The sequence below is a fragment of the Ramlibacter pinisoli genome, assembly GCF_009758015.1.
GTDB lineage: Bacteria > Pseudomonadota > Gammaproteobacteria > Burkholderiales > Burkholderiaceae_C > Ramlibacter > Ramlibacter pinisoli.
The window spans coordinates 138190-155833 of sequence record NZ_WSEL01000002.1; the positions used below are offsets into that span (position 1 = coordinate 138190).

A 17644-nucleotide genomic window follows, 5' to 3' on the forward strand; every position below is an offset into this window, starting at 1 on the left:
CCTCAGGCGTGCTGGGCGATCTTCACCAGCAGCTTGCGCAGCGCCACCTTCTCGGTGGCGCCGAGCGGACGCAGGATGCGCGCCTCGTGCTGGCGCGCCGCCTCCACCAGCGGCTTGACCAGGCGGCGCCCGCCGGCGGTGGCCACCACCAGGGTGCGGCGCTGGTCGGCCGGGTCGGCCTGCAGGGCCACCCAGCCCTGCTCGGCCATGCGCTGGACCAGCTTGGTGACCGTGGGCTGCTTGGACAGCACCTCCTGCGCCAGCTGGCTGACGGTGAGCGGCTCGCTGTCCTGCAGCGTGGCCAGCACGCGCCACTCGACCGAACTGAGGCCGCGGGCGCGCACCTGGGCGTCGAACTCCTTGTAGAGCGCGTGGTTGGCCTGCCCGAGCAGGTAGCCGAGGTAGTTGTCGACGAAGCGTTCGCCGGCCATCAGATCGGCAGCTCGGTGTAGAACCGCCCGCCGTGGAACAGCAGCGGCATGGCGCCGGTGCGCCAGCTGCAGCGCTCGACCTCGCCGACGAAGATGACGTGGTCGCCTTCCTCGTAGCGGCTGCGGTTGAAGCATTCGAAGGTGGCGGCGGCGCCGGCCAGCAGCGGGGCGTCGCCGGCCCCGCCGGTGTAGTCGACCCCGCCCCAGCGGTCGCCACCCTTGACGGCGAAGCGCTCGGCCAGCGCCTTCTGGTCGGCCGCCAGGATGTTGATGGCGTAGTGCGAGCCGGTGCTGAAGGCCTGCAGCGAGCCGGCCGCGCGCGCCAGGCTCCACAGCACCAGCGGCGGGTCGAGCGAGACCGAGTTGAACGAGCTGGCCGTCAGGCCGATGGGCTGGCCTTCGGCGGTGACCGCGGTGACGATGGTGACGCCGGTGGCGAACATCCCCAGGGCGGAGCGGAACTCCTGCGACGAGAAGGTCGGTGGCAGGGCCTTGCGCGGCGGGCTCATCGGCAGGATTGCATGAATTTTCATGTAGTATGGACCAAAGCGGACGCCCCATGGTGCAGGAGACCCTCGAACCCGGCTGGCTGGATGCCTTCGACGGCGTGCTGCGCCGCTGTGCCCTGCAGCCCGGCGACATGGTCGCCGTGCTGTGCGAGAGCCAGAGCCGGCCGGTGCTGGTCCAGCTCGCGCAGCTGGCCGCGGCGCGCCGCCAGGCCCGCTGCTTCACCCTCACCCTGCCCACCCCGGTGCGCCACGGCCTGCCGCCGCTGCGCTCCACGGGCGCCTGCGACGCTCTGCAAAAGATAGCGCCGGTGGTCGCCGCGCTGGCCGGCAGCACGCTGGTCATCGACTGCACGGTGGAGGGGCTGATGCACGCGCCCGAACTGCCGGCCATCCTGGCGGGTGGCGCGCGCGTGGTCTACGTGAGCAACGAGCACCCCGAGACGCTGGCGCGGCTGGCCCCGACGGACGATGGCTCGTTGGAGCTATGCGTGAAGGAGCACGTGCGGCGGCTGCGCGCCGCGCGCCAGCTGCGCGTCACCTCGCCGGCCGGCAGCGACCTGGCGGTCTCGCTCGCCGGCGCGGTGGCCGGCGGCAACTGGGGCTACACCACCCGGCCCGGCACCCTGACGCACTGGCCCGGCGGGCTGGCGCTGGCCTTCCCCGCCGCCGGCACGGTGAACGGCCGGCTGGTGCTGGCCCCGGGCGACGTCAACCTCACCTTCAAGCGCTACATCGAGCAGGCCGTGACCCTGGTGATCGAGGACGACCACGTGGTGCGCATCGACGGCGCCGGCGTCGACGCCGAGCTCATGCGCAGTTACATCGCCGCCTGGGGCGACCGCTCGGCCTACGCCGTCAGCCATGTCGGCTGGGGCCTGAACCCCGCCGCGCGCTGGGACAGCATGGCGCTGCACGACAAGCGCGACTTCAACGGCACCGAGCTGCGCGCCTTCGCCGGCAACTTCCTCTTCAGCACCGGCGCCAACGAGGTCGCGGGCCGCCACACGCTCGGCCACTTCGACCTGCCGCTGCGCGGCTGCACGGTGGCGCTGGACGGCGTGCCGGTGGTGCGCGACGGGCAGGTGGTGGCATGAGCGGGCCGGCCGCCGCGGCGCAGGGGATGCGATGACGATCCGGCCCACCTTCACCACGCTGGGCGCCGGGCCCACGGTGCTGATGCTGCACGGCATCGGCGGCGGCCACCTGGCGTTCGCGCCCCAGGTCGAGACGCTCGCGTCCTGCGGCTACCGCGCCGTCGCCTGGGACATGCCCGGCTACGGCCACAGCCCGCCGATCGAGCCCTACACCTTCAAGGGCCTGGCCGCCAGCTGCATCACGCTGATCGAGAGCCTGCGCTGCGGCGACGTCACGCTGGTGGGCCACAGCATGGGCGGCATGGTGGCGCAGGAGGTGGTGGCGCGCCGGCCCGAGCTGGTGCGCCGGCTGGTGCTGTGCGGGACCTCGCCGGCGTTCGGCAAACCCGATGGCGACTGGCAGCGCGAGTTCATCGCGACCCGTACCGCGCCGCTGGACGCCGGCCAGAGCATGGCCGACCTGGCGCAGGTGCTGGTGCCGCAGATGATCGGCCCCGGCTCGCTGCCCGAGGGCGTGCGGCTGGCGCAGCACTGCATGGCGCAGGTCAATCCCTCCACCTACCGGCGCGCGCTGGAGGCGCTGGTCACCTTCGACCGCCGCGCCAACCTGCCGCACATCCACGTGCCGACGCTGCTGGTGGCCGGCGAGCACGATCGCAACGCGCCGCCGGCGGTGATGCGCAAGATGGCGCAGCAGATCGCCGGCAGCACCTACCTGGAGATGGCCGGCATCGGCCACCTGCAGAACCTGGAGGCGCCGGACGACTTCGACGCCGCGGTGCTGCGCTTCCTCGCGCTGCCGCGCCAGCTGCACTGAGATGCCGGCGCCGCGCGCTCGCGCCGCCGGCCGCGGCGACCGCTCAGGCCGGCGGCCAGCCGTACACGCTGCGCGGGTTGTCGACCAGGATGCGGGCGCGCACGTCGGCGTCGGGCACCCACTCGGCCAGCAGGTCGAACAGGTCGCCGTCGTTGGGCATGGCACGGCCGTTCATGTTCACGTGCGGCCAGTCGGTGCCCCACAGCAGCCGCTGCGGCGCCGCCGCCACCAGCGCGCGGGCCAGCGGCGTGACCGGCGCGTAGGGGTAGTCCCCGGGCGTGCAGCGCATCGGCCCGGACAGCTTGACCCAGAAGCGGCCGCTGTCCAGCAGCCGCAGCAGGCGCTGGAAGGCCGGCTGGCCGGTGCCGCCGGCGGCCGGGATGGCGGCGAAGTGGTCCAGCACCACCGGGCAGGGCAGGGCCGCCAGCGCGTCGGCGAACTGCAGCAGGTCGTCGCCGGCCGGATAGAACTGCACGTGCCAGCCCAGCTCGGCGACCCGGGCCGCCAGCCGCGGCGACAGGCGCGGCAGCGCGCCGCGGTGGCCCGGGCTGACGAAGCGGGCGCCGCGCACGCCCAGGCCGTCCAGCCGGCGCAGCTCGGCGTCGCTCACGTCGTCGGGCAGCAGGGCCACGCCGCGGAAGCGCCCGGGATGCTGCTCCAGCACCTCGGCCAGGTGGGCGTGGCTGATGCCGTAGCCGCCGCCGCTGACCACCACCGCGCCGGCCAGGCCCAGCGTGTCCTGCAGCGCGATGTGGGTGGCGGGCAGGGCGTCGGCCGAGACGTACTTGCTGTCCGGGTGGAAGGGATGGCGCTCCGCCGGCCCGAACAGGTGGATGTGGCAGTCGATCGCCCCGGGCGGGCAGGCGGTGCGCGGCCGGCGCGGCTGCGGGTCGGGCGGTTGCGTCAGCGGGGGCAGGGGGCGCGGCTGGACCATGCGTCACTCCGCCTTGATGTGGGAGGCCTTGACGACCTCGGCCCACTGGCGCAGCTCGTCGCGGATCTGCTTGCCGAAGCTGGCCGGGTCGCTGGCCACCACCTCGACGCCGCCGGCGTCCAGCTGGCGCAGGAACTCGGGCTGGCGGGCGATGGCGGCGATGGCCCGGTGCAGCTGCTCGAGGAGTTCGGGGCGCGTGCCGGCCGGCGCCAGGATGCCCATCCACAGGATGCCCTGGTAGCCCGGCACGCCCGACTCGGCAATGGTCGGCACCTCGGGCATCAGCGGCGAGCGGCGCAGGCCGGCGATGGCCAGCGGCTTGATGCGGCCGGCGCGGATGTGGGCCGCGGAGGTGGCGACGGTGTCCATCTTCACCGCCACCTGGCCGGCCAGCAGGTCGTTGAGCGCCGGCGCCGCGCCCTTGTAGGGCACGTGGGTGAGCTGGATGCCCAGGCGCTGCAGCAGCAGTTCCATGGTGACGTGCGGCAGCGTGCCGTTGCCGGCCGAGGCGTAGGTCAGCTGCCCGGGCTGGCTGCGCGCCGCCTTGACCAGGCCGGCCAGGTCGGAGAACGGCTGGCCGGCGCTGGCCACCAGCAGCTCGGGGATCTGCGCCACCAGCGAGACCGGCGCCAGGTTCTTCTCGGGATCGAACGGCAGCTTGTCGTTGAGCGCCGGGTTGATGGTGTGGTTGGGCGTGGTGAACAGCAGCGTGTAGCCGTCGGCCGGTGCCTTGGCCACGCGCTGGGTGGCGATGGCGCCGCCGGCGCCGGGCACGTTCTCCACCACCACCGTGGTCGCCAGCTGCCGGCCCAGCTGCTGGCCGACGGCGCGTGCCACCACGTCCACGGTCCCGCCGGCCGAGAACGGCACCACCAGCCGGATCGGCTTGTCGGGGTAGGCGGCGGCGGCAGGCGCCGCGGCGGCCAGGGCAGCCACGGCGGTGGTGGCGAGCAGCAACGATCGAAGCAGGACACGCGGCATGGGGAGCACTCCTTGCAAGGCGGCGCAGTACAGCACCGGGCCGCAGGCCCGTCCAATGAATTGTTTGGACCGGCCAATGAAGCGGATTCATCGCCCGGCCCCGTGAAAGGAGACCCATGGACCCCCACGCCCCGCTAGGCTTCACCCCGGCCGTCGGCGACACCGACCTCACCGCGCGCCAGCGCTCGCTGCTGGCGCTGGCGCGCGAGCTGGGCACCAGCCGCTTCGCCCCGCGCGCCGCCCAGTGGGACGACAGCGCGACCTTCCCGCAGGCCAACTACGACGACCTGCGCGAGCACGGCCTGCTGGCCCTGTGCGTGCCGGCCGACCAGGGCGGCGGCGGCGCCGACTTCGCCACCTACATGCTGGTGGCGGCCGAGATCGGCCGCCACTGCGGCGTCACGGCGCTGACCTGGAACATGCACATCTGCTCGACGCTGTGGACCGGCGTGCTGGCCGACGGCATCCCGATGACCGACGCGCAGCGCGAGGAGCACCACCGGCGGCGCGCGCTGCACTTCCGCCGCGTGGTGCAGGACGGCGCCATCTACGCCCAGCCGTTCTCCGAGGGCAGCGCGGCGGCCGCCGGGCGCGCGCCCTTCGGCACCACGGCGCGCAAGGTCGCGGGCGGCTGGGTCGTCAACGGCCGCAAGATCTTCGCCTCGCTGTCGGGGGCGGCCCACTACTACGGCATCCTGTGCACCGAGGACCGCGAGGGCGTCAAGCCGGACCCGCGCGACACCCTGTACCTGGCGGTGCCGGCGACCAGTCCGGGCGTCACCGTCAGCGGCGACTGGAACCCGCTCGGCATGCGCGGCACCGTCAGCCGCAACCTGACGTTCCAGGACGTGTTCGTCTCCGACGACGAGCAGCTGATGCCGCGCGGCGTCTACCACCAGGGCGCGCAGACCTGGCCGGCGATGTTCTTCACGCTCGCCCCCACCTACCTCGGGCTGGCCAACGCGGCCTACGACTTCACGGTGCAGTACCTGCGCGGCGAGGTGCCGGGCGAGCCGCCGGTCAAGCGCCGCATGTACCCGACCAAGCAGGTCGCGGTGGCGCAGATGCGCATCCAGCTGGAAAGCCTGCGCAGCCTGTTCCTGCGTGCCGTGCGCGAGGCCCGGCCGGCGCCCTCGAAGGACGAGCGCATGCGGCTGTACGCGGCGCAGTTCACGGTGATGGAGGGCGCCAACGACATCGCCCGGCTGGCCATCCGCACCTGCGGCGGCCAGAGCATGATGAAGCACCTGCCGCTGGAGCGCATCTACCGCGACAGCCGCTGCGGCTCGCTGATGCTGCCGTGGACGGCCGAACTGGTGCTCGACCGGATGGGGCGCGAGACGCTCTACGAGGCCGGCGAGCGCGACGAGGCCTGAACCGCCGGCCGTGGGGTTCCGCCCTGTCCTCCCGGCGCTGGCCGGCCTGCTGCTGGCCGGCGCCGCGTCGGCTGCAGTGCCCGCCGCCGCGCCGACGGGCCGGGTGCCGGCGGTGCCGGGCTGCCGCGAGTTCGCCGGGCGCTTGCCGAACCTGCCGCTGCGCCTGTGCGAGCAGGCCGGGCTGCAGGCCGGCAGCGCCACCTCGGCCCACGGCACGCCGTTGTACGTCCGCGACCTGCCGGCCACTGGCGCCCGGCTGCGGGTGCTGGTGGTGGGCGCCATCCACGGCGACGAGCTGTCGGCGGGCGCACTCGCCTTCCACTGGCTGGCGCTGGCGCGCGAGCGGCAGGGCGCGCCGCTGCCGCAGCCGGTGCACTGGCGCTTCATCCCCGTGCTCAACCCCGACGGCGCGCTGGCCCGGCCGCCGCGCCGCACCAATGCCAACGGCGTCGACCTCAACCGCAATTTCCCCACCCCGGACTGGGAACGCGCCGCCGCCAGCTACTGGGAGCAGCGCACCCGCCGCGACCCGCGCCGCTGGCCCGGCCCGCGCCCGCTGTCGGAGCCGGAGAGCCGGTTCCTGCACGAGCAGCTGGGGCGTTTCCGGCCGCACCTGATCGTCGCCATCCACGCGCCCTACGGCCTGCTCGATTTCGACGGCCCGTCGGTGCCGCCGGCCCACCTGGGGCGACTCCAGCTCGACCAGGTCGGCATCTTTCCCGGCTCGCTGGGCCACTACGGCGGCGTGCACCAGGGCGTGCCGGTGGTGACCATCGAGCTGCCCAACGCGCTGCGCACGCCGCTGGACGCCGAGATGCGCCAGATGTGGCTCGACCTGCTGCGCTGGATGGGCGACCGCCTGGTGGCCGGCGGGCTGCCCGCCCGCTGAGCGCACGCGGATCGCCGGCCGGCGGCACAATGGCCGCCCAGAAAAAGCGAAGGGATCCCATGAGCGCCGACACCCTCTCCCCCGATGTGCCCGCCCGGTTCGGCAGCGGCCGCTCGGTGCCCCGGATCGAGGACGAGGGCCTGCTCAAGGGCGTGGGCGTGTACGCCGACGACGTGCAGCCGGCCGGCCTGCTGCGGGTCGCGTTCGTGCGCTCGCCGCATCCGCACGCGCGCATCGTGTCCATCGATGCCGACAGCGCGCGCGGCCTGCCGGGGGTGGCGCTGGTCGCCACCGGTCCCGAGCTGGTCCGCTCGGGCGTGAAGACGCTGCCGGTCAGCGCCGACTTCAAGCGCGCCGGCGGCGCCGCCGGCGCCACCCCGCTGCGCCCGGTGCTGGCGCACGACAGGGTGCGCTTCGTCGGCGAGCCGGTGGCCATCGTCGTCGCCGAGACGCTGCAGCAGGCGCGCGACGCGGCCGAGGCGGTCTGGGTCGAGTACGAGGAGCTGCCGGCCGTGGTCGAGATCGAGCCGGCCCTGCAGGGCGGCGCGCCCCTGTGCGACGAGGCGCCGGACAACATCGCCGCCGAGGCCCGCTACGGCGACGCCGACCGCACCCGGCAGGCGTTCGCGGACGCCGCCCACGTGGTGCGGCTGGCGATCCGCAACCAGCGTGTCGCGGCGCTGGCGCTGGAGCCGCGCACGGTGCTGGCGGAGGTCGCCGACGACGGCCGGCTCACGTTGCGCATGAGTTCGCAGATGCCCTCGGGCGTGCGCACCACCCTGTGCGACGTGCTGGGACTGACGCGCGAGCAGGTGCGGGTGACGGTGGGCGACGTCGGCGGCGGCTTCGGCATGAAGACCGGCGCCTACCCGGAGGACGTCGCGATCGCCTGGTGCGCCTGGCAGCTGAAGCGGCCGCTGAAGTGGGCCGCCGACCGCAGCGAGGAGTTCCTGTCGTCGCACCACGGCCGCGACGTGCGCACCGAGGCCGAACTGGCGCTGGCGGCCGACGGCCGCATCCTGGCGCTGCGGCTGCACTCGCACGCCAATGTCGGCGCCTACGCCACCGGCACCGGGGTGGCGATCCAGCTGCTGATCGGTCCCTGGGTGCAGACCAGCGTCTACGACATCCCGCTGGTCGACTTCCACTTCCATGCGGTGCTCACCAACACCGCGCCCACCGGCGCCTACCGCGGCGCCGGCCGGCCGGAGGCCATCTACACCATGGAGCGGCTGATGGACGAGGCCGCGCGCCAGGCCGGCATCGACCGCGTGCAGCTGCGCCGGCGCAATTTCATCCGCCCCGAGCAGATGCCCTACCGCAACCCGATGGGGCAGACCTACGACGTCGGCCGCTTCGAGCACGTGATGGACCAGGCGCTGGCCCAGGCCGACTGGGACGGCTTCGAGGCGCGCCGCGCCCGCAGCCAGGTCGGCGGCCAGCTGCGCGGGCTGGGCATCGCCACCTTCCTGGAGTGGACCGGCGGCAACGCGCTGTCCGAGCGGGTGACGGTGAACGTGCGGGCCGACGATGGCGTGATCGAGGTGTTCTCGGCCGTCAACCAGATGGGGCAGGGCATCGCGACCACGCTGGCGCAGCTGGTGGTCGACGTGTTCGGCGTCCCGATCGAGCGCGTGCGCGTGGTGCTGGGCGACACCGACCGCGGCGACGGCTTCGGCAGCGCCGGCTCGCGCTCGCTGTTCACCGGCGGCTCGGCCCTGCGCCAGGGCGCCGTGCAGGCGCTGGAGGAGGCGCGCACCCTGGCCGCGCGCGACCTGGAGGCCAGCGCCCAGGACCTGGACTACACCGACGGGCGCTTCCGCGTGCGCGGCACTGACCTGTCGATCGGCCTGTTCGAGGTCGCCGGCAAGCAGCCCGGCCAGCGCATCTTCCTGGAGAGCAGCACCACCGTGGCCGGACCGAGCTGGCCGAACGGCTGCCATGTCTGCGAGGTGGAGGTCGACCCGGCCACCGGCGTCGTGCGGGTGGTGGCCTACAGCAGCGTCAACGACGTCGGCCGGGTGGTCAATCCCACCATCGTGCGCGGCCAGCTCGATGGCGGCGCGGTGCAGGGCCTGGGCCAGGCGCTGATGGAGCAGATGGTCTACGACCCGGCCAGCGGGCAGCCGATCACCGGCAGCCTGATGGACTACGCCGCTCCGCGCACCGACATCGTCGACTGCCCGTTCGTCACCAGCATGGACGAGTCCACGCCCTGCACCAACAACCCGCTGGGCGTGAAGGGCGTGGGCGAGCTCGGCACCATCGGGGCGACGCCCTGCGTGGTCAACGCCGTCGCCGACGCGCTGGCCCGTGGCGGCCATGCGGGCGCGGCGCCGCGGCTGGAGATGCCGCTGACGCCGGTGCGGCTGTGGACGCTGCTGCACGGCCCGGCCGCCTGAGCGGCGCCGGCCGCGCCCCCTGTCCTCTCACTCGCCGTAGAAGGCGAAGTCGGTCTCCGGCCGGCGACCGCTGATCAACTCGGCCAGCGCCTTGCCGGAACCGGCGCCGTGCGTCCAGCCCAGCGTGCCGTGGCCGGCATTGACCCACAGGCGGGCCAGCGGCGTGCGGCCGATGAAGGGGATGTTGGTCGGGGTGGCGGGCCGCAGGCCGGTCCACCAGCGCGGCTGCCCGCCCTCGGCCTCGGTGCGGGTGTCGCACACGCCCGGCAGCACCTGCTCGACCCGTTCGGCCAGCATGCGGCAGCGGGCCCGCGCGGTGGCGGTGGTCAGCGAGGTGTCGTAGCCGGCCAGCTCGATCGTGCCGGCCACCCGCAGCTCGTCGCCCAGGCGCGTCAGGGCGCACTTGACCTCGTCGTCGATGGTGCTGACCGAAGGCGCCGCCTCCGGCCGCAGCAGCGGGAAGGTGGCGCTGTAGCCCTTGCCGGGATAGATCGGCAGGTCGACGCCGACGTCGCGCAGCAGCGGGGCCGACCAGGACCCGCAGGCCACCACGGTGGCGTCGGCCGCCAGCCGCACGTGGCCGCCGGTGGCCAGCTCGCGCAGGTGGACGGCGGCGACGCCGCCGCCGGCGCGTTCCAGCCGTGTGACGGCGTGGCCGTACAGGAAGGCGGCACCGCGGCCGGCGCAGTGCGCCGCCAGGCCCTCGGTGAACAGGCGGGCATCGCCGCTCTCGTCGCTGGCCGTGTAGGTGCCGCCGACGATGCGGTGGCCGAAGGCCTGCAGGGCCGGCTCGATGGCCAGCAGCTCCTCGCGCGTGACCACCCGCCGCTCGACGCCGAAGCGGCGCATCAGGTCCGCGGCCTGCGCGCCGGCCTGCAGCGCCGCCGGGTCGGTGAAGAAGTGGGCGATGCCGCGTTCCAGGCGCTGGTAGGAGATGCCGGTGGCACGCACCACGTCCTTCAGCGCCGCGTGGCTGTATGCGCCCAGCGCCACCAGCTGGCGCACGTTGCGCTCGAACGCGCGGTCGCTGCACTGGGCCAGGAACTTCAGGCCCCAGCGCCACTGCTGCCAGTCCAGCTGGGGCCGGAACAGCAGCGGCGCGTCGTTGCGCAGCATCCAGCGCAGCAGCTTGACCGGGGTCTGGCGGCTGGCCCAGGGCTCGCAGTAGCTGACCGAGATCTGGCCGGCGTTGGCATAGCTGGTTTCGCGCGCCGCGGCCGGCTGGCGATCGACCACCGTGACCGCGTGGCCGCGCTCCAGCAGGTGCCAGGCGGTGCTGACGCCGATGATGCCGGCGCCCAGGACAAGAACGTGCATGGCCACAGTGTCCGGCATGCGGGCTGGCTCAGGCATTCGCTCACATCCGATGTGCACGCCATGTTACGGATCAGCATTAAAATCGGGCCATGAACCACCTCGCCCGGCCCTCGTTCAAGGAACAGATGCTGGCCGCGCGCGAAGAGGCGATCATCCAGAGCGTCAACCGCCTGCTGGCCGAGAAAGGCTTCGACGCCATGACGGTCGACGAGGTCGCTTCGGCGGTGGGCATCGCCAAGGCCAGCCTCTACAAGCATTTCCCCAGCAAGGAAGACCTGGCGGCCGCCGCCATGGTGCGCGTCATGCGGCGGGCCCAGCAGTTCCTGCAGGACATCGAGGCCGGGCTGTCGGTGTGCGACAAGCTCAAGGCGGTGGTGCGCTGGACCCTGCAGGTCCAGCTGGCCGGCCAGATGCCCGCGTTGCCGAGCCAGAACTCCAGCCTGCGCGTCGCCCTGCTGGGCAACCCCGACTACCTGGCGGCCCTGACCGCCATCAGCGGCGTGCTGGGCGCCTGGATCGAGGCCGGCCAGCGCGACGGCACGCTCGACCCCCGGTTGCCGGCGGTGGGCCTGCTGTACACGCTGTACGCGCGCGCCTGCGATCCGGTGGTCGACTTCCTGCGCGCCGGCGGCCAGCACAGCGACGAGCAGATCATCGACCTGGTGCTCAGCACCTGCTTCGACGGCCTCTGCGCCCGCTAGACCTGCAGCACCAGGTGCGGCAGGAAGGCGTCCTGCTCGCCCTTGCGCGCATAGCCGAGCGGGTTGGCCACCACCCGGCAATCCCCGACCCGGTAGTCCTGCGGACAGTGCAGGTGGCCGTGCAGCCACAGCTGCGCGCAGGGCAGTAGCTCGTCCAGTCCATTGCAGAACCCGGCCGTGCCCGGCGTCAGGCCGTAGCGTGGGTCGGCGCTGCGCAGGCTGGGCGCAAAGTGAGTGATCACCACCGTGGGCCCGGCATGCGGCTGCGCCAGCGCCGCGCGCAGCCAGGCCTGGCTCTCCAGCCCCAGCTCGCGCCAGCCCTCGGCCAGCAGCGGGGCGCCGCGCCGCATCGCCTTGGTCTTGGGCAGGTAGAACTCGGCGGCGCGGAACGCCTTGTGGCGCTGCCGCAGCGCGCGCGTGGTATCGGGCTCCTGGACGGCCAGGGCGTCGAAGTCGGTCCACAGGGTGGCGCCGACGAATCGCACCCCGTCCAGGACCAGCACCTCGCGCTCCAGCCAGGTGATGCCCAGCCGCTCGCAGGTGGCGCGCAGGCGCGCGTGGGTTGCGTCGAAGTCGAGGTTGTCGTACTCGTGGTTGCCGGGCACGTACAGCACCGGGACCGGCCAGCCGTGCCGCGGCGAGAAGCGCTGCAGGCCGAAGTCGTCGTCGGTCAGCAGGCTGCCGGGCTGGTAGGAGCCGACGTCGCCGGCCAGCACCAGCAGGTCGGCGCCGGGGGCCGGCGTGGGGCGCACCTCCGGCTGGGTCTCGAGATGGAGGTCGGACAGCAGCTGCAGCTTCACCGGCCCGATTGTCAGGCCGCGCGCCGGCCGGCGGGGCTAGGGGCGGAGGCGGGAGCCGGCTGGGCTTGGACTTGGCCAGACCCGGGCGGATGTGGCAGACCGGCAGCCGCCATGCCGAGTCGGCATGGAGAAAAACAATGGCTGAGATTGCAGATATGGGGTTAACCCTTAGTGTTCTGTCATCGCACAACGCACCCTCGGGCGCCCACCATGACCACCACGTTCCTTGCCCTGCTCACCCAGCTGCTCGCGCCCCCGGCCGAGCCGGGCGCCGACCCGGCCCGCCAGCTGCTGGAGCGCGCCGGCGCCCGCGCCGGCCACAGCCCGCGGCAGGCGCTGGAATTGCGCCAGGCCGCCCAGGCCTGGCTGCGCGTCGTCCGCTGACGCGCCCGCTCAGAGCTTGACGCCGGCGCCCTTGACGGTGGGCGCCAGCTGGGCGACCTGCTCCTTGACGAAGCCGGCGAACGCCGCCGGGCTGACCGGCGAGGTGGCGATGCCCAGGTCCAGCATCTTCTTCTTGACCTCCGGCAACGCCAGGATCTCGTTGCAGGCGGTGTTCAGGCGCGTCACCACCTCGGCCGGCAGCCGGGGCGGCCCCGACAGGCCGAAGAAGTTGTCCAGCACCAGCTTGCGGTGGCCGGCCTCGACCACGCTGGGCACCTCGGGCACCAGCGGCGAGCGGTTGGCCGAGGTCACGGCCAGCGGCACCAGCTGGCCGCTCTTGAAGTAGGGCACGAAGGCGGTGAGCACGTCGATGCCGACCGGGATCTGTCCGCTGATGAGGTCGGTGGTCATGGGGGCACCGCCGCGGTAGGGCACGTGGACCATGTTCACGCCCAGCGTGGCCTTCATCAGTTCGCCGTAGACATGGCCGATCGAGGCCGGGCCGCCGGAGCCGAAGTCGAGCCGGCCGGCCTTCTTCGCCATCGCTTCCAGGTCGGCCAGGGTCTTCAGGCCGGACTTGGGGTTGGCCATCACCACGCAGGGCGCATTGCCGATCAGGGCGATGTGGGTGAACCCCTCGACCGGGTCATAGGGCTGCTTGTCCAGTGCGAACGGGCCGATCGAGATCGGGGTCGAGTTGGACAGCATCAGCGTGTAGCCGTCGGCCGGGGCCGCGGTCACCGCCAGCCCGCCCACGCTGCCGCCGGCGCCGGGCCGGTTGTCGACCACCACCGCCTGGCCAAGCCTGGTGGTGAGCTGCTCGGCCATGACGCGGGCGACGATGTCGCTGGCGCCGCCGGCCGGGAAGGTGACGACGATCTTGATCGGCTTGTCCGGCCAGGCGGCCAGCGAGGGCAGGGCGACGGCGGCGGCGCCGGCAGCGGCTGTGCGCAGGAAGGACCGGCGACTGGCCGGCAGGGACAAGCGGTTCATGGGGGCATCTCCTGGAAGCGCGAGGGGCAGCATCGCGCGCAAGCCGGGTCGACGCAAGCCCTGTGCCACCTGCTAGTCGCTGTGGCCGCTCTGGAACGCCTGCCGGGCCGCTGCCATCACCGCCAGCCGCAACCAGGCGTGCTCGCTGCGCTGGGCCTGGCGCAGGTGCCAGAGTGAATCGACGTGCACCGGCGGCACCTCCAGCGGCAGCTCGCGCAGCACCAGCTCCTCGGCCATGCCGGTCACGGGGACGAAGTGGCGGGGCAGCACCGTCAGCAGGTCGGAGCTGGACACGACCCGGCCGGCGGTGAAGAACTGGTTGACCGTCAGCACGATCCGGCGCTTGCGGCCGAGCGAGGCCAGCGCCTCGTCGGTGAAGCCGTACGGGCGGCCCGAGAAGCTCACCAGCAGGTGGTGGGCGGCGCAGAACCGGTCTAGCGTGAGCGGGCCCTGCGCCAGCGGGTTGCCGCGCCGCATCACGCAGACGTAGTGGCCGTCGTACAGCCGCTGGTGGTCGAACGGCGCCTTGCCGCCGGCCTGCGACTGCGCCGTCAGGTCGGCCAGCACCGCCGGGAAGAAGCCGACCGCCAGGTCGATCGCGCCCTCGTCCAGGATCGGGCGCGGGTCGCGCGTGGTCAGCGGCAGCACCCGCATCGAGATGCCGGGGGCGTCGCGCTCCAGGATGCCGACCAGCCCCGGCATCAGCGCCGCCGCCGTGGCGTCGGCCATGGCCAGGACGAAGGTGTTGGTGGCCTCCGAGGCGATGAACTGGCCGGGCGACAGTGCGCCCTCCAGCTGGCGCAGGGCGTCCGCGATCGACGGCCACAGCGCCAGCGCGCGCGGCGTCGGCTCGACCCCGTAGCCGCTGCGGGCGACCAGCTTGTCGCCCAGCGCCTCGCGCAGGCGGTTCAGCGCATTGCTGACGGCCGGCTGGGTCATCGACAGGTTGCGGGCGGCGCGGGTCAGGTTGCGCTCGGCCATGACCTGGTCGAACACCCGCAGCAGGTTCAGGTCGAGGGTGCGGAAATTGGGCACAACGGGAAGATATCAGACTTCTGAATGGTTCGTATCATGAACATCAATTTGCAAAATATCAGGGTCAACCCTAATCTATCGACCATGCACCAGCCATCCCGGCAGTGCGAAGGAGAGGAAAAAACATGACCACTGCATTTGCCCACGTTGAATACCCCGCCGTGCACCAGGGCGTGGCCCGTGCCGAGCGTGCCGCCGACATCCTGCGCGAGTTCGCCAGCGGCTTTGAAGGCGCCCGCGGCGCCGCGACGCTGCTGCTGGCGGCCGTCGTCGCCGCCCTGCTGGTGGTGGCCAACCAGCTGGTCGACACCTGGACCGAGGGCCACCTGCTGGCCGCCTGGGTGGTGATGTGGACGATCGCGTTCGCCGCCCTGGCGCTGCTGGCCACGCCGGCGCGCCGTGCCACCCGGAGCCTGCGCGACTGGCTGCGCGGACTGGGCGCCGCCCGCCGCGAAGCCGCCGCCGACCGCAAGCTGTGGGACGTGGCGCTGACCGACGCCCGCGTCATGGCCGACATCAGCCGCGCCATGAGCGCCGACGGTAGCCGCGACGTCCGCGCCTACTACTGAGCCGGGGAGGCAGCGATGGTCCTCGTGAACCTGCTGCGCCAGGCCTGGCTCGGATTGCTGGCCAGCCTGCCGGCCCGCGTCCTGGGTCGCCTGGACGGCTGGGCCCGGCACCAGGCCGAACGCCGGGCCGAGCGGCGCCTGCGGTCGCTGCAACCGCGCGGCTGACGGGCCCCGCACCCCCCAACGCAAAGGGCCACCCTCGGGTGGCCCTTTGTCATGGCGCGGCGCGCCTCAGGCGGCCAGGCGCTTCTCGATCTGCGCCTTGGTGGCGTCCAGCTCGCGCGGCAGGTGGTACTGCAGCTGCTGGAACAGCTCGGCGTGCAGCTGCAACTCCTTCTGCCAGGCGGCCTTGTCGATGCTGGTGACGGCCTGGAACTGCTCGCGCGAGAACTCCAGGCCGGTCCAGTTCAGGTCCTCGTAGGCCGGGGTCACGCCCACGATGTGGTCGGTGCCCGAGGCCTTGCCCTCGATGCGGTCGATCATCCACTTGAGCACGCGCATGTTCTCGCCGTAGCCGGGCCAGACGAACTTGCCGTCCTCGCCCTTGCGGAACCAGTTGCTGGTGTAGATGCGCGGCAGGGTGGCGCCCATCGCCTCGAGCTTCTTGCCGATGTCCAGCCAGTGCTGGAAGTAGTCGGACATGTTGTAGCCGGCGAACGCGATCATGGCGAACGGGTCGCGCCGCACCACGCCGACCTGGCCGACGATGGCGGCGGTGGTCTCGGAGCCCATGGTGGCGGCCATGTAGACGCCCTCGACCCAGTTGCGCGCCTCGGTCACCAGCGGCACGGTGGTGGAGCGGCGGCCGCCGAAGATGAAGGCGTCGATGGTCACGCCGGCCGGGTCGTCCCAGGACGGGTCGAGCGCCGGGTTGTTGATGGCGGCCACGGTGAAGCGGGCGTTCGGGTGGGCGGCCTTGGCGCCGGTCTCGCGCGCGATCTGCGGCGTCCAGTCCTTGCCGTTCCAGTCGATCAGGTGCGCCGGCGGGGTGTCGGTCATGCCTTCCCACCAGACGTCGCCGTCGTCGGTGAGCGCGACGTTGGTGAAGATGACGTTCTTGTCCAGACTGGCCATGCAGTTCGGGTTGGTCAGCGTGTTGGTGCCGGGGGCGACGCCGAAGTAGCCGGCCTCGGGGTTGATGGCACGCAGGCGGCCGTCCTGCCCGGGCTTGATCCAGGCGATGTCGTCGCCGATGGTGGTGACCTTCCAGCCCTCGAAGCCCTTGGGCGGGATCAGCATGGCGAAGTTGGTCTTGCCGCAGGCCGACGGGAAGGCGGCGGCCACGTGGTACTTCTTGCCCGCCGGGTTGGTCACGCCCAGGATCAGCATGTGCTCGGCCAGCCAGCCCTCGTCACGGCCCATCAGCGAGGCGATGCGCAGGGCGAAGCACTTCTTGCCCAGCAGCGCGTTGCCGCCGTAGCCGGAGCCGTACGACCAGATCTCGCGCGTCTCGGGGTAGTGGACGATGTACTTGGTCTTGTTGCAGGGCCAGGAGACGTCCTTCTGGCCCTGCTGCAGCGGCGCGCCGACGGTGTGGATGCAGGGCACGAACTCGCCGTTGACGCCCAGCACCTCGTACACGGCCTTGCCCATGCGGGTCATGATCTTCATGTTGACGGCCACGTACGGGCTGTCGGACAGCTCCACGCCGATGTGGGCGATCGGCGAGCCCAGCGGGCCCATGGAGAACGGCACCACGTACATGGTGCGGCCGCGCATGCAGCCGTCGAACAGCGGCTGCAGGGTGGCGCGCATCTCGGCCGGGGCGACCCAGTTGTTGGTCGGGCCGGCGTCTTCCTTCTTCGGCGAGCAGATGAAGGTGCGGTCCTCGACGCGGGCGACGTCGCTCGGGTCGGACCAGGCCAGGAACGAGCCGGGGCGCTTGACCGGGTCGAGGCGGCGGAAGGTGCCGGCGTCCACCAGCTGCTGGCACAGGCGGTCGTATTCCGCCTCGCTGCCGTCGCACCAGTAGACCGAGTCCGGCTTGCACAGGGCGACCATGTCGGCCACCCAGGCGATCAGCTTGGCGTTGCGCACCCAGGCGGGGGCATTGAGGTTCAGGCCCTTCATGGCGGGAGAGTTCATCGGCACAGGCTCCTAAGTTGAATCGTGCGGTGGGCGGGCTCGGGGGAGCCCGCGAACCGGGTTACAGAAAGGAGCTCTGGGGCTGCGGGGCCGAGCGCGCCTTTTTGAAACCGGGCTTGGCTCAGTCGGCGTGCGGCGCTGGGCGGGCGAAATGGCCGGGCCTCGGGGCGCTCCGCGGGTCGGCTGGAGTGTGTCGATTCTATGAACCGGGCGCTGCTCTGCACCTCGGACCGACCCCAATTCCATGCAAAACTTGCATGGGGTTATGCGGCCCATCCGAGCAACCTGAAGCCCAGCCGTGGGAGGCCCAGAAACGGCGAGGCCCGG

At 72.6% G+C, this 17644-nt stretch carries 18 protein-coding genes; 9 read left to right on the forward strand and 9 right to left on the reverse strand.

Going from position 1 to position 17644, the window contains the following annotated elements:
* Positions 1-2 precede the first annotated feature (2 nt).
* Together GON04_RS00715 and GON04_RS00720 are read right to left on the reverse strand one after the other, a co-directional pair.
* Positions 3-431, reverse strand: a complete 429-nt coding sequence (locus GON04_RS00715; protein ID WP_232532911.1) for a MarR family winged helix-turn-helix transcriptional regulator — start codon at positions 429-431, stop codon at positions 3-5.
* Entirely contained in the window at positions 431-940 is a 510-nt protein-coding gene (locus GON04_RS00720) for a flavin reductase family protein (RefSeq protein WP_157396184.1), read from the reverse strand. The genes GON04_RS00715 and GON04_RS00720 overlap by 1 nt, the downstream gene beginning before the upstream one ends.
* A 50-nt stretch (positions 941-990) precedes the next feature.
* Here GON04_RS00720 and GON04_RS00725 point away from each other — a divergent pair, with 50 nt between their 5' ends.
* Both GON04_RS00725 and GON04_RS00730 read left to right on the forward strand, forming a co-directional pair.
* The gene (locus GON04_RS00725; RefSeq protein ID WP_157396089.1) at positions 991-2034 is read left to right on the forward strand and encodes a 2,5-dihydroxypyridine 5,6-dioxygenase NicX family protein; all 1044 of its coding nucleotides are present in this window, start codon (positions 991-993) and stop codon (positions 2032-2034) included.
* 31 nt (positions 2035-2065) lie between these two features.
* On the forward strand, positions 2066-2851 hold the full coding sequence (locus GON04_RS00730; protein WP_157396090.1) for an alpha/beta fold hydrolase: 786 nt from the start codon (positions 2066-2068) through the stop codon (positions 2849-2851).
* A 43-nt stretch (positions 2852-2894) separates the two neighbouring features.
* On the opposite strand, the gene GON04_RS00735 is transcribed toward GON04_RS00730, so the two are convergent.
* Both GON04_RS00735 and GON04_RS00740 read right to left on the reverse strand, forming a co-directional pair.
* Positions 2895-3785, reverse strand: a complete 891-nt coding sequence (locus tag GON04_RS00735) for an amidohydrolase family protein (RefSeq protein WP_232532912.1) — start codon at positions 3783-3785, stop codon at positions 2895-2897.
* 3 nt (positions 3786-3788) lie between these two features.
* Complete coding sequence (locus GON04_RS00740; protein WP_157396091.1) at positions 3789-4766, reverse strand: tripartite tricarboxylate transporter substrate binding protein; 978 nt, start codon at positions 4764-4766, stop codon at positions 3789-3791.
* 116 nt (positions 4767-4882) lie between these two features.
* Here GON04_RS00740 and GON04_RS00745 point away from each other — a divergent pair, with 116 nt between their 5' ends.
* Genes GON04_RS00745 through GON04_RS00755 form a run of 3 tightly spaced genes read left to right on the forward strand, consistent with a single transcriptional unit; the run spans position 4883 to position 9433 of the window.
* A complete protein-coding gene (locus tag GON04_RS00745) occupies positions 4883-6142 on the forward strand; it encodes an acyl-CoA dehydrogenase family protein (RefSeq protein ID WP_157396092.1) in 1260 nt (419 codons plus the stop codon).
* 10 nt (positions 6143-6152) lie between these two features.
* Entirely contained in the window at positions 6153-7031 is an 879-nt protein-coding gene (locus GON04_RS00750) for a M14 family zinc carboxypeptidase (RefSeq protein ID WP_181653564.1), read from the forward strand.
* A gap of 59 nt (positions 7032-7090) precedes the next feature.
* Complete coding sequence (locus tag GON04_RS00755) at positions 7091-9433, forward strand: xanthine dehydrogenase family protein molybdopterin-binding subunit (protein WP_157396093.1); 2343 nt, start codon at positions 7091-7093, stop codon at positions 9431-9433.
* A gap of 27 nt (positions 9434-9460) precedes the next feature.
* Here the strand turns inward: GON04_RS00755 and GON04_RS00760 are convergent, their stop codons facing one another.
* Positions 9461-10750 (reverse strand): D-amino acid dehydrogenase, encoded by a 1290-nt coding sequence (locus GON04_RS00760; RefSeq protein WP_157396094.1) that lies wholly within the window; start codon positions 10748-10750, stop codon positions 9461-9463.
* Between the two features lie 89 nt (positions 10751-10839).
* Here GON04_RS00760 and GON04_RS00765 point away from each other — a divergent pair, with 89 nt between their 5' ends.
* Positions 10840-11451 (forward strand): TetR/AcrR family transcriptional regulator, encoded by a 612-nt coding sequence (locus GON04_RS00765; protein ID WP_232532913.1) that lies wholly within the window; start codon positions 10840-10842, stop codon positions 11449-11451.
* On the opposite strand, the gene GON04_RS00770 is transcribed toward GON04_RS00765, so the two are convergent.
* Positions 11448-12251 (reverse strand): metallophosphoesterase, encoded by an 804-nt coding sequence (locus GON04_RS00770; protein ID WP_181653565.1) that lies wholly within the window; start codon positions 12249-12251, stop codon positions 11448-11450. The genes GON04_RS00765 and GON04_RS00770 overlap by 4 nt on opposite strands.
* 210 nt (positions 12252-12461) lie before the next feature.
* Here GON04_RS00770 and GON04_RS00775 point away from each other — a divergent pair, with 210 nt between their 5' ends.
* On the forward strand, positions 12462-12635 hold the full coding sequence (locus GON04_RS00775) for a hypothetical protein (protein WP_157396095.1): 174 nt from the start codon (positions 12462-12464) through the stop codon (positions 12633-12635).
* Between the two features lie 9 nt (positions 12636-12644).
* Here GON04_RS00775 and GON04_RS00780 read toward each other — a convergent pair whose 3' ends face one another.
* Both GON04_RS00780 and GON04_RS00785 read right to left on the reverse strand, forming a co-directional pair.
* Positions 12645-13628, reverse strand: coding sequence for a Bug family tripartite tricarboxylate transporter substrate binding protein (locus tag GON04_RS00780; RefSeq protein ID WP_157396096.1), 984 nt, complete (start codon positions 13626-13628; stop codon positions 12645-12647).
* Between the two features lie 72 nt (positions 13629-13700).
* Entirely contained in the window at positions 13701-14609 is a 909-nt protein-coding gene (locus GON04_RS00785; RefSeq protein WP_232532924.1) for a LysR family transcriptional regulator, read from the reverse strand.
* A 179-nt stretch (positions 14610-14788) separates the two neighbouring features.
* Here GON04_RS00785 and GON04_RS00790 point away from each other — a divergent pair, with 179 nt between their 5' ends.
* Entirely contained in the window at positions 14789-15232 is a 444-nt protein-coding gene (locus GON04_RS00790; protein ID WP_157396097.1) for a hypothetical protein, read from the forward strand.
* Positions 15233-15247: 15 nt separating this feature from the next.
* On the forward strand, positions 15248-15397 hold the full coding sequence (locus GON04_RS00795; protein WP_157396098.1) for a hypothetical protein: 150 nt from the start codon (positions 15248-15250) through the stop codon (positions 15395-15397).
* 66 nt (positions 15398-15463) lie between these two features.
* Here GON04_RS00795 and GON04_RS00800 read toward each other — a convergent pair whose 3' ends face one another.
* Positions 15464-17317, reverse strand: coding sequence for a phosphoenolpyruvate carboxykinase (GTP) (locus GON04_RS00800; protein WP_157396099.1), 1854 nt, complete (start codon positions 17315-17317; stop codon positions 15464-15466).
* Positions 17318-17644 lie beyond the last annotated feature (327 nt).